A 14,942-nucleotide genomic window follows, 5' to 3' on the forward strand; every position below is an offset into this window, starting at 1 on the left:
GCCTCGCCATGGAGGACGCCGTCAAGCGACACCGGCGGCGATCGCGGCATACGACGGCACAACCACGCCGCTGCGAAGCCTCGGGGGTCAGGCACCGGTGTGGAGGTAAGCGGCCCACAGGAAGGGGACTTTGGCGCGGTCGAGCGCGCCCGGCAGGTCGTGGCCGTCGCGCAGGCCGCGTACCGCCTGGTGGAGTGCCCAGGCCGAACGGCCGGTGTCCAGCGCCCCGGTAGGGGTGCGCAGGTGGGTGTAGAAGGCGTCGGCAACGGCGGCGGCCGTCTGGTCCCTGATCTCCCACAGGGTGCCCACCACATGGGGGAAGCCGGCGAGCTGGAAGGCGGAGGTCAGGTGGATGGACTCTTCGATCAACTCGACGTTGCTGACGGCCGCGGTGCGGCAGGCGGACAAGTAGGCCAACTGGGCGTGGCCGAGGCGGACGGGGGCCAGACTGGCGACGGTGAACGGGTCGGACGCGTGGTCGTGGAGCAGGAGCAGGCTCCTGGAGGGGTCGGCGGGGTGGCTGGCACCGTGGCAGGCGAAGTGCGCGATCGGGCAGTCCGGCAGGTGACGCAGAACGGCGGGCTTGGTGGGCAGGTTCGTGGCGGCCGCGTCCGCTTGCGCGGGGTCGGGCTCACGAAGCAGGACAGCACCCGGCAGGTGCCGGCGCAGCAGCTCCGCCTCCGCCTCCACGTAAGGAAGGCGGCCGAGGCCGGGCACTCCGGGAGTGGTGGGCATGGCAACGATCAGGCCCCGAGCAAGCGCGTCGGGTGACAGGACCCGGCCGCCACCGGTGCGGCGGGCGTGGCGCAGGGCGCGGACGGTCGGCGTGTAGGAGGAGACGACCCGGTCCATGACGGTACGTCGGCACGCGTCGTCGGCGGGATCGGTGTGGTGGCCCGCAGCATGCAGCGGCAGCAGACCCAGCACTCCGCCCGGCACCCACCACACCCGCGGCCAGTCGGCCTCCACCGACGGCCGCCGGTGATGGCCCAGGAAGTCGAGCACTGGTCCTGCCGCGTTGTCCCACAGCCATTCCAGGACCGCCGTCATGTCGTCCTGCGCCGCGCGCCGGAGAGCGGTGTTCGCGCCCGTGGAGGCAGCGGTGAGCGCCTGGTGGAAGGCGGTGATCCGGTCATTCACGGTGGCGACGGTGATGCCGGGGAGTTCCAGGCAGGTGATGCCGTCGTGGGTGAGTACCAGGGCGTCGCTGCGGAAGTGGCTGATGTTGAACACCACGACCGGGCCCTGGGATGCCTCGGCGACGAGTTCCTCGACGCTGGGCGGGAGGGCGAACGATCCGAACCCGTCGAGCGCGCGGATCTCACTCAGGGTCCGGGCGAAATCGCGGACCAGGTCGTACCGGTCGAGGGCAGCGCCGCGCTCCTCGCCCGCCGCCAGGGCGCCCGTGTCCAGGAGCTCGCCGAGGGCGGAGTCGCCAACGGGCTGGTCCAGTTGGGCGCGCAGGCGTACGAATCGTGCGGCCAGGCCCGGGTGACGTTCTTCCAGGTCGGTGATGTCGTCACGGGTGTCCAGCGCCTGACTGTAGAGGACCGCCCGCCCCGCCTCCAGCAACCGCAGCGCCCTGGCGGCCCGTTCACGCCGGTCCGTGCGAGGATCGGCCAGCGCAAGCCCCGCGGCGCTTACGGCGAGGCCGGCGAACTGACCGAGCGCGTGCTGCTGATCAACCCGCCCCAGCTGCCGTGCGGTCAACTCGGGCAGCAGCAGCACCGCGGCCTCCGCTGCGTCGGCCGCCCGTCCCGTGTCCGACGTGGCCAGCAGCGAGGCTATGGCGCTTCCCGCCTTGACGCGGACCGTCGGGCTTGCCGTAACCGATTCGCAGGCTTCTTCGTACGCGGCCGCGGCCGCGTCGAGATCCGCCGCGTTCCCGGTGCGCTCGGATCTGACCCAGAGCGCGGTACCGAGGCCGATCTGGACTTTGGCGCGCTCCGGGTGGTCGGCGGGGATGACGGCCACTGCGGCTCGGAAGTGGTCGATGGCTTCTCTCAGATCCACCTCCTCCTGGGTCTGCTTGAACTGCGCCGTCAACGCAACCCCGAGGTTGGACAGGTATCGGGGATGTTCCGGGTGTTCGACGGGGGTGGCCGCCACTGCGGCCCGGAAGCGGTCGACGGCCTCGCCCAGGGCCGCTCGGTCTTTTGTTCGCTCGAATCCGGCCAGCAGTGCCTGCCCCAGGTTGGACAGGTGCTGCGCTCGGTTGACGTGGCCGTCGGGAGCGGATCCCGTCGCCTTCCGCTGCACAGTGACGGCCTCGTCCAGGTCCGACGGGTTACCGGTGCGCTCGAATCGCGACAGCAGCGCCAATCCGAGGTTGGACTGGTATCGGGGGTGTTCCGGGTGTTCGACGGGGGTGGCCGCCACTGCGGCCCGGAGGCAGTCGACGCCCTCGTCCAAGGCCGCGCCGTCCCCAGTGCGGCCGAAACGCGCCGTCAGGGCGACTGCGAGGTTGGACAGGTGTCGCGCCCGATCGGGATGGTCGTCCGGGGTGGCCGTCACCGCCTTCCGCTCCGCACCGATGGCCTCGTCCAGGTCTGTCACGTCCCCGGCCCGTTCGAAACTGGCGCGCAGCGCCTGACCCAGGTTGGACTGGAGCAAACGCCGCGTGGGGTGGTCGTCGGGGGCGGCCGCCACCGCCGTCCTGAGACCGCGGACCGCCTCGTCCAGGTCTGCCTGGTTCCCGGTGCGCCCGAAACGCGCCTGCAGGGTGACTGCGAGGTTGGACAGCCGTAGCGCCCGTACGGGGTGATCGTCGGGCGTGGCTTCCGCCGCCTCCCGCCCGACGGCGACGGCCTCGTCCAGGTCCCCCGCATCCCCGGAGCGCTCGTATCCGGCCCGCAGCGCCAGCCCGAGAGCGGACAGGCTCACGGCCCGGTTGGGGTGGTCGTCGGGGGTGGTGTGAACGGCGTTGCGCAGGGCGGCGATGGCCTCGTCCAGGTCCGCCGGCTCTCCGGCGCGGTCGAACCGCGACTGCAGCGCGACTCCCAAGTTGGACAGGCACACGGCCCGGTCGGGATGGTCGCCGGGGAAGAGGGCCACCGCGTCCCGTACCGCGGCGATGGCGTCGTCGATGTCCGCCGGGTTGCCGTTGCGGTCGTACCGCGACTGCAGCGCGACTCCCAGGTTGGACAGGTACCCCGCCCGGTCCGGGTGGTCGCCGGGGACGAGTGCCACCGCGGCTCTGAGGCGGTCGACGGCCTCGTCCAGATCCACCCGGTCCCCGGTGTGCTCGAACCGCGACTGCAGAGCGGCTGCGAGGTTGGACAGGTACCCCGCCCGGACCGGGTGGTCGCCGGGGACGAGTGCCACCGCGGCTCTGAGATGGTCGACGGCCTCGTCCAGATCCACCCGGTTGCCGATGCGCTCGAACCGCGACAGGAGCGCGATGGCGACCTTGGCCATGAAACTCGACCGGCCGGGGTGGTCGGCGGGGAGACTGCCCAGCGCCTCCCGTGCGGCCACGACAGCGTCACCTGATTCCGTCTGGTTCCCCGTACGTTCGAACTGAGCGTGCAACGCGTCCGCGAGGTTGGACACATACGTGGCGCGCTCCGCGTGATTGTCGGGGGTGGCCGCCACCGCGCTCTGGAGACTGCGGACGGCCTCGTCCAAGTCCGCCTGGTCGCCGGTCCGTTCGAACCGTTCCATCAACGCGACCCCGAGGTTGGACAGGTACAGAGGCCGGAGCGGGTGGTCGCCGGGGGTGGCCTCCGCCGCCTCTCGCTCGACGGTGACGGCCTGGTCCAGGTCCGCCTGGTCCCCGAGACGCCGGAACCTGATCCTCAGCACCGACCCCAGGTTGGACAGGTACGTCGCTCGGTCGGGATGGTCGGCCGGGGCGGCCGCCACCGCGCTCCGGAGACTGCGGGCCGCCTCGTCCAGGTCCGCCAGGTCCGCGGTCTGCTCGTACCGCGGCACCAGCGCGATCCCCAGGTTGGACAGGTATCCCGCCCGCTCGGGGTCGTCGGCGGCCACCGTCCTCACCGTGGCCCTGAGATGGTCGACGGCCTCGTCCAGGTCCGCCCGGTCCCCGGCTCGTGTGAACCGCACGCGCAGGGCGTCTCCCAGGAGGCTCAGGCACTTCATCCGCTGCGGGTCGTCGGCTGCGAAGGCCCTCAGCGCGTCGCGTGCCACGTCAATGGCTCCGTCCAGGTCGGCACGGTCCCCGGCCCGCGAGAACCGCAGCCGCAGCGCGCCCGCCACGCAGGCCTGGTACACCGGACGCTGGGGGAAGCCGGGTGGCGTGGCGTTCAGCACGCGTTCCCACAGGTGCACCGCAGCCGACGGCAGGTCCGGGTCGGCCGACTTCGTCGCCCGCTGGAACAGGTCGGCCGCGTGCGGTGCCGCATGCCCCGCGACGACCGGCAGCGCGCCTTCCGGCAGGCCCTGGGCCCCATCGAGGAAGCACGGAACGAAGGCCGACACCGCGGCCATCAGATCCGTGTGGTTGACGCCGAGGGGGAGCGCGGCTGCCCGGTTCCAGTGGAACCAGCCGAGTGCGTACCAGGCCGTTACGTCGCTGTGCCCGCTGCTGTCGGCGGTACGCAGGAGCGCGGCGAGCCGCTGGGCGTCGGCGAGGGCCTGCGGCTCCATCACCGCCGAAGGGTCACTCGTCCCGGCCAGCCGCCCCAGCCGTGCCCACACCGCGGCCACCAACTCGTCGCGCACCCCACGCCCCCTGTCCGTACCGTCCTCGGCGGCCACGCCCTACCGGGTACATGGGGAGGGTGGACCGACGCAGCGCCCGTTGTTCGGTGCAACAATCCAATGGGGTGTCAGATTAGTCGGCCGTGGGCGGGGCGGCGGCCGATTCAGTCGTACGGGGGTGGTCCATGGCCGACGAACGAGGTTACGCCGCAGAGCGGTTGGCGGCGGTGTGCCGTCACCTCGAAGAGATCCGCAGGGATCTGCGGTCCGTGACCGCCGGTGACGACAGCCCGGTGGAGAGGGTACTGGCCGCCGTGCGGGACGGGGACGACGTGGCAGACGCGTTGGACGGGCTGCACGCGGTGTTGCAGGTCGGCGGCGATCCATGGGGGCTGGACGGCTACGCCGACGACGGATCCGGCCTCCGGGGAATGCGGCCGGAAGGGATCAGGCGGCCGAGCCCGGGTGAACACGTGTATCTGTGCCCCGGCGGCCGGTGCACGCGTTCCTGGTGGCCACGACGGGCCACCGAACCGGTGCCGGAGTGCCGGATGAGCGGCGTGGCCCTACGCAGGAAACGGCTCTGATCCGGTGGGCGGGCTGTTGACGGAGGTGGGCAAGAAGCTGGCGGAGAAGTGGGTGTCCCTGCTCGCCCTGCCCGGTGCCCTCTACCTGGCAGTCGCCACCGCCGCGGTCGCCCTCGGCCACACTCACCCGTTCGACCTGTCCCGCGTGGCCGACCGGATCACCGCCTGGGCCAACCGTTCGGGCGCGGCCGGGGCCGGCGGCCAGGTCGTCCTGCTGGTGGCGGTGCTGGCAGTCGCAGCGATGGCGGGACTTGCCGCGCAAGCCCTCGGCTCCCTGCTGGAACGGCTCTGGTTGGCCGCGGACTGGCCCGCCTGGCCACGTGCTGCCCGCGGACTCGCCGCCCGGCGCACGGCCCGAAGGCGTCGCGCGTGGATCGCGGCCGCCCGGGCCTGGCACCGGCGTCGCGACGACGACATCCGTTCCCTGGCCTCCGGGAACCCGGCCGATCCCACCGCCCGGCAAGCCGCGGAACGCGCCATGACACGTATCGCGGTCGAAGTACCCACGCGTCCCACCTGGAGCGGCGACCGTCTCAACGCGGCGGCGGTGCGCATCGAGCGCGATCAAGGCCTCGACCTGGCCACCGTTTGGCCACATCTGTGGCTCGCACTCCCCGACGGGCCCCGCGGCGAGGTCACCACCGCCCGCCAGGCCCTCACCCGCGCGACCACGCTGGCCGCCTGGGCCCTGCTCTACCTGCCTCTCGCCCTTTGGTGGTGGCCGGCCGCCCCGGTCGCCTGCGTACTCGCCCTCACTGCCCGGGCCCGTACGCACGCGGCCGTCGACGCGTACGCGCTTCTGCTGGAAGCCGCCACCCGTCTGTACACCCGCGCCCTGGCAGAGCAGCTGGGCCTCGACACCACCGCCCCCCTCACCCTCGATGCCGCCGACACCCTCACCCGCTACCTGACGCCCACCGCGCCCCCGCCCCCGGACCGGGGCGACGGCTGAGGGACCAGCACGGGAAAGGTCCGGGGCAGACACCACGACGGCCGGCTCGGCCATCGGCCTGTGGGAGGCCGGTCACGGCTCGCCGTTGCTGGTCGGCGTGTACCTCTCGCTGCCCTCCCGCTCGTCCAGGGAGACCAAGGACGTCTCCCTGGACGAGCGGGGGTCCGCAGCGGATTGGCTCCGGCGGTTCAGATGCCGCAGTTGGGTGCCGACCAGTACGGCGACGGGTCGAAGGCCACGTGGGTGTGGTCGTTGTGGCCGGGGTAGCCCGGGCCGAGGATCTCCGAGAAGCCGTGGGTCCTGGCCTGCTGGGCGAGCCGGCAGAAGCTGGGCGAGCCAGTGAGGTCGGCAGCGTCGCCATAGAGGTGGCGGCTGGTGGACGAGCCGCCGACGGCGTTGTTGCAGGCGCGGGAGCGGAAGCCGCTGGAGATGGTGATCGGCACGTCGCCGAGGGCGTGCCGCATGGCCTCCAGCTTCCACATGGTCTTCAGCGCGTTCGACTTGGCGGTGGCGGCGGAGACCGCGCCGCCCGACCAGTCCGAGTTGCACTTGTTGAGCTCGGCGTAGGTGAAGTGGACGGGCGTGCAGTCCCCGTCCTGGAGCGCGTAGATCTTGCTGAAGGTCGCGGGGCCGGCGATGCCGTCGGCGCCCAGGCCGTAGGCGGCCTGGAACTTCTTGACGGCGGCGGCCGTCCTGGCGCCGTACTGGCCGTCGTAGGAGAGGCGTTCGCCGGAGGTGACCCAGCCGGCGACGCGGATCTGGAGCTGCGTCACGTCGCTGCCGGAAGAGCCCTGTCGCAGCGTGCGGTTCCAGGTGTAGCAGGAGTCTGCCTGTGCGGTGCCGGCGGTGGCACCCACGCCGATGACAGCTCCTGTCGCGATCATGACAAATGAGAGAAGCAGACGTGACACGCGTCTGAACATCCCGGCCTCCCGAGCGTCGCAGTCGAGGGTGGTCCGATCGTGGACCAGAGCACAGCGTGGAGCACGGCGCTACGCGCGTCAACAGTGCCTGCGGGCAGCCGATCGCCGGATAGCATCGGACGGCCAGGGCGACAGTGGACCAGACCATTCAGGGGACCGGACCGGCGATGACAGGTGGGGCGGAGGCGGTACGACTGCGGGTGCCGGCCGGTGCGGACGCGGAGCGCTGGGTCACCCGGGTGGGCTGCCGACGCGTGCTGTTCGTCGTGCACAACGTGACGTCCGCGACGCGCCTGCTCGATGTGCTGCCGCTTTTCGACGGCGACCTGCGCGTGCAGATGTTCGCCACCTGCACGGGCTCGTCGCCGTTCCTCGCCGGGGTGCCCGAGCTACTGGCCCGGGCGGGGCTGCCGGTCCTGCCGTGGGAGCAGGCCAAGGACACGCCGTTCGATCTCGCGGTGTCGGCGAGCTATGGGGGCGAACTGGGAGCGGTCAAGGGGAAGTTGGTCGTACTGTCACACGGCGTTGGATACAATAAGAGGCTGGCTACACCGGACACCGGACACCGGACACCGGACACCGGACACCTGCCGCCTGTCTTCGGGCTGTCGCCGGAGTGGGTTCTTGAGGACGGGCGACCCGTCGCCACCGCGACCGTACTGTCCCATCCCGAGCAGGTGGAGCGGCTGCGCGCGGCATGTCCCGAGGCGGCGCCCACCGCGGTGCTCGCCGGAGACCCGTGCTACGACCGCATCCTCGCCGCGCTCCCCCAGCGCGAACGGTTCCGCCGCGCACTGGGCGTGGGGCCCGACCGGCGGCTGATCGTGGTCGGTTCGACCTGGGCACCGCGGTCCCTCTTCGGCGGAGACGGCGAGGACCGCGACGACCTGCTGCCCTGGCTGCTGTCCCGGCTCGCGGCGGAGTTGCCGGCCGACGAGTACCGTACGACCGCCGTCCTGCACCCCAACATCTGGTACGGCCACGGTCCGGGACAGGTCCGGGCCTGGCTGGAGAACGCCCGGCGGGCCGGTCTCGACGCCGTACCGCCCCTCGAAGGATGGCGGCAGGCGCTGATCGCGGCCGACTGCGTCCTGGGAGACCACTCCAGCGTCACCTACTACGCGGCATCCATAGGCATCCCGGTCGTCCTCGGCGCCTTCCCCGAGCAGGATCTCGACCCCGGCTCCCCGGTGGCCGCCCTCGGACGCACGGCACCCCGGCTGCTGCGGCACGGCAGCCTGCGCGCGCAGATCGACCGTGCCGTCGAGGCACACGAGCCCGGCCGGTACAAGGCGCTGGCACAGCAGACCAGTTCGGCGCCCGGTGAGTCCGCGGTGCTCCTGCGCCGCCTGTTCTACGGCCTGCTGGACCTGCCCGAGCCCCGGTCGCACGCGGCGCTGCTCGAACCGCTGCCGCTGCCGCCGTTCCACCCCGCACATGCCACCGCACCGGTCCGGGTCCTGGTCCGGCACATCGGCGCGGATCCCCCGCAGGTCGACCTCGTGCGGTACGCCGTCGGCGGCGACGAGCCGGATCCGCCGCAGGAATCGGACGCGCCGGCCGAGTCGGCGCACACGATGGTCGACGAGGAGACCCGCGAGCCCGGCCGGCTGAGCGTCGCCGACGTCGTCGTACGGCGCGCGGCCGCGGACGATCCTCGGCTCGGTCCGCCCGCGGCCTGGGCGGCGGAGGCCCTGGCGAGCCATCCGTACTGCGGGCTGGTCGCCTTCGTAGACGGGCCGGACCGCTGTTACGTACGCACCAGGGACGGGGAGCTGTTGCGTCTGACGGCGGCGCCGGACGCCGCCGGGCGGCCCGATCTGTGCGATCCGGCCGCCTACGCCGGCGCGCTCTACGCCTGGACGGCGAGCGGCCGGGCACCGGCCGACGCCGGACCCGTCCTCCGCGTGCGCACCGGGGCCGCCGTGCACCGTGTCACCATCGAGCCGTCCGCCGCACGGCCGGCGTGAACCGGGACCGCTTCGGGGCCGCCGGTCAGGTCTCGATCTCGGCCAGGCGGGCCCGTACCCGGGCGAGTGCCGCCTCGTCGTCGTTTCCCGCGTCCTCGTAGCACCCCGCGGCACCGCGCAGGTCGTCCGCCTCCTGCGTGGTGCGGTCGGCGGCGCGGTGGCAGCGGGCCCGGGCCTGGAGGGCGTCGGCGAGTTGCAGGCCCGCGCCGTCCTCGGTCATGACCTTGACGGCCTCGTCCAGGCACACCCGCGCCTGATCCGGGTCTCCCGCGTCCAGGTGCAGATCGCCCAGGCTCATGTAGACCCGGCCCTCGTTGTAGCGGTCGCCGCCGCCGTCCAGGCGCCGGAACCGCGCGAGGGCGTCGTACAGGGGGGCCGCGGCCTCCGTGAAGCGCCGCTGCCTGGTCAGGGCGCGGCCGATGTGGTGCGTCAGCAGGGCGGTGGCCCGGGGGACGTCCCGCCATCCGTCGTCGTCCGGGCCGATGCGGTCCAGGATCTCCCTGGCCTCCTCGAAGTACCGCTCGGCCGCCGTGAATTCCCACTGCCGCAGCCGCAGCAGCCCTCGCGCCTCGACGGCGCTCGCCTCCCCCCGGTGGTGTCCGCAGTCCCGGTCCGCCACCTCGGCCCGCCGGAGCGCGGCCTCGGCCTCGTCCGCGTGCCCCGCACCCATGTGCCCGAAGGCGAGCTGGGTCCACATGCGGCCCACGGCGCGGCGGTCGCCGAACTCCGCGGCGCTGCGCCGCGCCGCCTCGACGCCGAGCACATGGGTGTCGATCCACTGGGCGTGGAATCCGAGGCGCAGATGCAGGGTCCACATCGCCTCGCACAGCTGCCACACGAGGTCGTCGAAGCCGTGCTGCGCGGCGGACCTGATGACGGCCGCGAGATTCTCCCGTTCCCGGCGCAGGCTCGCCAACGCGCGCTTGCCGTCGGCGGGGTCCCGCTCCGCCGGGAGGACGAGTCCCTGGTAGGCGGGGCCGAGCCGCCACCGTTTCGGCATGACCCGAAAGTCCGCGGCGGCCGCGAACCGCAACTGCCCGACGGCCACCCGGCGGACGGCGGCGGAGATCCCGGTGTGACCGTCCTCGGCCGACGCCAGTGCCCGGGCGTGGGCGCGGGTCAGGTCGTGGAAGCGGTACCGCTCCTCGCCGACCTCCTCCAGCAGATGCACCCGGCTCAGCCGTTCGAGCAGTACGCGGGCCTCCCGCTCCCGGACGTCGGCGGCCTGCGCGGCGCACGGGACGGTGACCGTCGGCCAGGCGGCAGCCGCGATGGCGCGGTAGAGGGCGGCGCAGGCAGGCGTCAGTTCGCGGTAGGCGACGTCCTGGGCAGCCCGGACCGGGTCGGCCGGAGTGCCGGGACCGTCGTCGTCCGGGTGCGCGTCCCGCACGGCGGTGTCCTCCCGGTCGTGGCCGTGGATCCGGTCGGACAGCCGGTGCGCGACGCGCTCCCAGCTGAGGTGTTCGCGTACGGCGAGGCCCGCGCCCGTGGTGCACAGCGCGAGGGGGATGCCGCCGGTGCCGTCCGCGACGGCCCGCACGGCGTGGTCGGGCACGGCGGGACGGCGGTCCCCGACCACCCTCCTGAGCAGGTCCACGGAGTCCTCGGACGACAGCGGTCCCAGGGCGAACGGCCGGGCCCCGTGCTGCGCCACGAGACGCCCCGGCCGGTGCCGGCTCGTGACCAGGACCAGACACTCCGCGGAGGCCGGCAGCAGCGGGATCACCTGGGCGTCGTCGTGGGCGTTGTCCAGTACGACGATCATGCGGCGGTCGGCCGTGCAGTCCAGGTACAGGTCCCGCTGCCGTGCCTCGTCGCCCGGTACCGCGGCGGGCGGCACCCCCAGCCGCTCCAGGAACCGGGCGAGTACGTCGGAGGGCGGCAGCGCGGTACCGGCCGAGGCGCCGTTCAGGTCCGCGAAGAGGACGCCGTCGGGGAACCGGTCCGCCAGTTCCAGGGCGCAGTGCACGACGGCGGCGGTCTTGCCGATGCCGCCGGGACCGGTCAGCGCGGCGAGTACGGGCGCTCCCCGCGGGCGGTTCCCGTCGTCCAGGAGGGCGGTGAGCCAGGCGAGTACGTCCGCGCGGTCGGTGAACACCGCGGTCGTGGGCGGCAGCATCCGCGGCCGGGAGGCACCGTGCGCCACCGCGGGCACCGGGCGGGGGGCCAGCCACGCCGCCTCCCGCACCCACTCCGACACATCACGTGCGGCCTGCGGGGAACTGTGCACCAGCTCCATCAGCCGTAACGCGGCCGCCGACCTCTCGGACGCGGTGACGGGCAGGGTGGGCCCGTCACCCGAAGCGTCCCCGTCCGCGGCGCCGCCCGGGTGACGGCTCAGCAGGTCGAAGAGCCGCTCGGAGGTCCGTCGGCCCAGCTCGCCGCCGGCGCCGGACAGCGCGCCCGAAGCGACCGTGCCGACCGCCGAAACCACCATGCCCAGCACTGGCTCCACGCCGGTCCCCTCCCCAACTCCTCGTCCTCGCAATGCTATCGACGAGCGCGAGGGCCCCGAGGGGAATCCCAGACTCCGTCACGGGGAATGGGGAGGGGAAGGACCAGGGAACGACCACGAACACGAACACGAACACGGTCACGATCACGATCACGATCACGACGCGACCATTCCCCCCACAGCCCCTCAGGGAGGCCCCATGCTGCGTGGCATCGACGTCAGCGCGTACCAGTCCTCCAGCTACGACACCGACGGCCTGTCCTTCGTCTTCGTGAAGGCGACGGAGGGCCGTTCGTACGTCAATCCCAAACTCGCGGCCCAGACGGAGCGGGCCCGCGACGCCGGGCTGGCCGTCGGCTTCTACCACTTCCTGTGGCCGGGCAACCTCACCGCCCAGGCCGAGTACTTCGTCTCCAAGGCCCCGGACCGCAAGGGAGACATCCTCGCCGTCGACTGGGAGACGAACGGCGAGGGCACGCACCCGAGCAACGCCGAGAAGGACAGCTTCATCAAGAAGGTGAAGGCGCTGCGGCCGGACAACCGGGTCATTCTCTACTGCAACCGGAACTTTTGGTTGAACATCGACACCACCTCATACGCCGGTGACGGGCTCTGGATCGCCGACTACGTCTCGGCGGGCAAGCCGCGCATCCAGGCGAAGTGGCGCTTCCACCAGTACACCGACGACCCGGTCGACACCAACGTGGCGGACTTCGCGAGCAGGGCCGCGCTGAAGGAGTGGGCCCAGAGCGCCTGAGGGCGGGGTCAGCCCCGGAAGGCCGCGGGCCGCTCCGGGGACGCCGCCGCCAGCGCCTTGGCGACGCCGTCGACGCCCTCGCGCAGGCCGTAGACCGGGGTGTCCGGCTGCTGGCGCCAGGAGTCGTCGATGCCGCCGGCGTCGACGGTGTCGAAGCCCAGCTCGTCGATCAGGGCGCGGATCTTCGCCTTGGCCGCCTCGTCGTCGCCGGCCACCGGGAGCGCCATGCGGTCGGGCGCGCCGGCCGGACGGGGGCGTTCGAGGATGTCCTGGGCGTAGGTGCCGTTGAAGGCCTTGATCACCGGGTGGCCGAGGTGGCGTTCGGTCCACCGGCTCTCGGTGAGGCCCTCGTCCTCGATCCCCGCGATCCGGCCGTCCCGCTGCTGCGGGTAGTAGTTGCCGGTGTCGAGGACCGCGACGCCCTCGGCCGCGCCGTCCAGGACGCCGGACGGCAGGTCCGGGACCCGCTTCAGCGGGACGGTGACGACCACGATCTCGGCGCCCCGCGCCGCCTCCTCCACCGGTACCGGGGTGGCGCCGGTCTCCTCGGCCAGTGCGCCGAGCGTCTGCGGACCGCGGGAGTTGGCGACGGAGACGTCGTGTCCGAGGGCGGTGAGCCGCCGGGTGAGGTTGCCGCCGATGTTGCCCGCGCCGATGATGCCGATCTTCATGATGCTGACTCGCCTGGCCCTTCGGAGGTCGTGTCCTGCCGTTGAGGACCAGCAACCTCCGGGCCCGGCGGGCTATTCCGCCGTCGTCCCGCCTTCACTCCCCCGCAGCAACGCGCCCGGACTGCGAAGGGGCGCCCGCCGGGTGACCGCCGGGCGCCCCGCACCGTGTCGTCACTTGTTCAGGTGGGCCCAGAACTCGTCGAACGACAGCTGCTTGTCGCCGTCGAGGTCGCGGTCGGCGATGATCACCTCGGCCACCGACTCGGTGACGTTCCAGTCGCCGCCCTGGGCGAGCGCGGCCTTGAACTCGGCCGCGGTGATGAAGCCGTCACCGTCCGTGTCGATCCGCTCGAACTGCTTGCGTGCTTCCTCGATGTCGGCCACCGGTCCGCCCCTCGTTCCGTGCATTGGGTCCATCTGACGCAGGCCAGATTAACCGGCCGTCCGAGCGCCCAGTGCGGCGACCACCCACCTGAACTGCTCTTCATGGGCGGTGGGCGGCTCCAGGCGTTCCCCGCGGCGGACTGCGGCACGAGCCTCGTGCCGCAGTCCGGCGGCCGGGACGCGGGGGTCATCGCCTTCCCGGCGCACTCGGTGGTCTTCCCCGACGAGGACGAGGGGTGGGTGCGCAAGACGCCGGCGTCGCTGGGCTGCGCCCCTGAGCCGGGACGGCCGGGGTCAGTGCCAGGGCTGGTAGTGCGGGTTGCTCTCGCAGTCGCTCATGATCTCGGTCTTGGTCTGCCGGTCGACCGGACAGACGCCGATGATGTACTTCCGCTGGATGCCGCCGGGGAACGCGACCTCGACCTGGTCGGCCCACTTGTGGGTGTCGCCGATGGTCTTGTTGACGTCGATGCCGCCGGGGGCGTCGATGTAGTAGTTGTAGCCGGACTTGTACCAGGTCTTGTACAGATCGTGGTCGTAGCTCGTCGAGACGAACGGCGAGGGCTGGTTGACCAGGACGTACTTCTCGACGTCGTACTGCCCGTTCTCCACGTCCTTGGCGTGGAAGCCCTCTTCGAAGACGACCTGCGGGCCGCGGCTGTCGCTGCGGTAGAGGGTGCCGCAGGTGGTGCGCCAGACCGGCTCGGGGGTGATGCGGTCGACGTCGACACCGCGGTCGGCGGCGGCCTTGGTCTTGTCGTCGAACTGGGGGCAGGCCGGGGCGGCCTTGGCGGCGGCGGCCGACGGGGCCGTGGCGGCACCGGGGGCGGTGGCGGCGGTGGTGGCGAGGACCGCGGAGAGCGACAGGACGGCGGCGGCGGTCCGTCGGCGCAGGCGAGTGCTGATCATGCGGATACGATCCCGGCTACGGAGCGGCACGTTCCGGATTCTCACCCGTAGGTGGCGTGTCCGTCGAACCGGGTTGATTTCAGCGGCAGATGGGCGCTCAGCGGTCCAGGACCCGCATCTCGAACCAGGTGGTCTTCCCGCGCGGCAGCAGATCGACGCCCCACCGGTCGGAGAGCTTGTCGACGAGGAAGAGGCCCCGCCCGCTGATGTCCGTCTCCTGCACCGGCATCAGACAGGGCAGCCCTCGGGAGGGGTCGCGGACCTCGACCCGGATCCAGCCGGGGCGGCGCCGCATGCGGAGGCCGAAGACCCGGGCACCGGTGTGGCGTACCGCGTTGCCGACCAGTTCGGAGACGAGGAGGACGGCGTCCTCGGTGACCTTGGGGCCGAGCTGCCACTGCCGCAGGGCGACGACCTGGGCCAGCCGGCGGGCGGTGGCGGCGGACTCGGGCCGGGAAGGTAACGGAACTTCGCGCTCCGTCGGGTTGCCGAACAGGTCCAGCGCCTTGAGCGCGCGTTCGTCCTCGACCGCGGGCGACCAGCGCGCCGCGGTCGCACGTCCGGCTCCCCGCGGCTGTTCCGTACCATCCAGCCCCGCCATGCCCCCATCATGGCCGCCCTCGGGGGCCTCCGGGGCCGTTCCCGGGGAATACGCCTCCGCGGGAGCCCGGT

The 14,942-nt window shown here is 72.5% G+C and carries 10 protein-coding genes and 1 pseudogene; 4 read left to right on the forward strand and 7 right to left on the reverse strand.

The features are described from left to right. Nucleotides 1-87: 87 nt before the first annotated feature. A complete protein-coding gene (locus ACH4D3_RS19980) occupies nucleotides 88-4,683 on the reverse strand; it encodes a CHAT domain-containing protein (protein WP_398323709.1) in 4,596 nt (1,531 codons plus the stop codon). A 164-nt stretch (nucleotides 4,684-4,847) separates the two neighbouring features. Between ACH4D3_RS19980 and ACH4D3_RS19985 the strand changes: the two genes are divergently transcribed. Both ACH4D3_RS19985 and ACH4D3_RS19990 read left to right on the forward strand, forming a co-directional pair. Continuing rightward, nucleotides 4,848-5,249: a hypothetical protein gene (locus ACH4D3_RS19985; RefSeq protein ID WP_398323711.1), complete on the forward strand. Its 402-nt coding sequence runs from the start codon at nucleotides 4,848-4,850 to the stop codon at nucleotides 5,247-5,249. A gap of 4 nt (nucleotides 5,250-5,253) precedes the next feature. After that, nucleotides 5,254-6,201 carry a hypothetical protein gene (locus ACH4D3_RS19990; protein WP_398323712.1) on the forward strand — a complete coding sequence of 316 codons (948 nt, stop codon included), beginning with the start codon at nucleotides 5,254-5,256 and terminating at the stop codon, nucleotides 6,199-6,201. A gap of 188 nt (nucleotides 6,202-6,389) precedes the next feature. Here ACH4D3_RS19990 and ACH4D3_RS19995 read toward each other — a convergent pair whose 3' ends face one another. Continuing rightward, complete coding sequence (locus ACH4D3_RS19995) at nucleotides 6,390-7,124, reverse strand: D-Ala-D-Ala carboxypeptidase family metallohydrolase (protein ID WP_398323713.1); 735 nt, start codon at nucleotides 7,122-7,124, stop codon at nucleotides 6,390-6,392. 167 nt (nucleotides 7,125-7,291) lie between these two features. Here ACH4D3_RS19995 and ACH4D3_RS20000 point away from each other — a divergent pair, with 167 nt between their 5' ends. Beyond that, nucleotides 7,292-9,094 (forward strand): hypothetical protein, encoded by a 1,803-nt coding sequence (locus ACH4D3_RS20000; protein WP_398323714.1) that lies wholly within the window; start codon nucleotides 7,292-7,294, stop codon nucleotides 9,092-9,094. Nucleotides 9,095-9,119: 25 nt separating this feature from the next. Here ACH4D3_RS20000 and ACH4D3_RS20005 read toward each other — a convergent pair whose 3' ends face one another. Beyond that, complete coding sequence (locus ACH4D3_RS20005) at nucleotides 9,120-11,549, reverse strand: tetratricopeptide repeat protein (protein WP_398323716.1); 2,430 nt, start codon at nucleotides 11,547-11,549, stop codon at nucleotides 9,120-9,122. Between the two features lie 199 nt (nucleotides 11,550-11,748). Between ACH4D3_RS20005 and ACH4D3_RS20010 the strand changes: the two genes are divergently transcribed. Further along, the gene (locus ACH4D3_RS20010) at nucleotides 11,749-12,306 is read left to right on the forward strand and encodes a glycoside hydrolase family 25 protein (RefSeq protein ID WP_398323718.1); all 558 of its coding nucleotides are present in this window, start codon (nucleotides 11,749-11,751) and stop codon (nucleotides 12,304-12,306) included. Nucleotides 12,307-12,314: 8 nt separating this feature from the next. Here ACH4D3_RS20010 and ACH4D3_RS20015 read toward each other — a convergent pair. The 4 genes and pseudogenes from ACH4D3_RS20015 to ACH4D3_RS20030 all read right to left on the reverse strand — a co-directional run. Then, nucleotides 12,315-12,995 (reverse strand): annotated as a pseudogene (locus tag ACH4D3_RS20015) (NADPH-dependent F420 reductase); the annotation flags it as partial. 153 nt (nucleotides 12,996-13,148) lie between these two features. Further along, nucleotides 13,149-13,361 carry an EF-hand domain-containing protein gene (locus tag ACH4D3_RS20020; protein ID WP_398324353.1) on the reverse strand — a complete coding sequence of 71 codons (213 nt, stop codon included), beginning with the start codon at nucleotides 13,359-13,361 and terminating at the stop codon, nucleotides 13,149-13,151. A 294-nt stretch (nucleotides 13,362-13,655) separates the two neighbouring features. Continuing rightward, nucleotides 13,656-14,270: an ADP-ribosyltransferase gene (locus ACH4D3_RS20025; RefSeq protein WP_398323719.1), complete on the reverse strand. Its 615-nt coding sequence runs from the start codon at nucleotides 14,268-14,270 to the stop codon at nucleotides 13,656-13,658. Nucleotides 14,271-14,367: 97 nt separating this feature from the next. Then, nucleotides 14,368-14,871, reverse strand: coding sequence for an ATP-binding protein (locus tag ACH4D3_RS20030; protein ID WP_385359149.1), 504 nt, complete (start codon nucleotides 14,869-14,871; stop codon nucleotides 14,368-14,370). Between the last annotated feature and the right edge of the window lie 71 nt (nucleotides 14,872-14,942).

Origin of the sequence: Streptomyces sp. NPDC018026, assembly GCF_044327745.1 — a bacterium.
Classification (GTDB): Bacteria; Actinomycetota; Actinomycetes; order Streptomycetales; family Streptomycetaceae; genus Streptomyces; species Streptomyces rubrogriseus.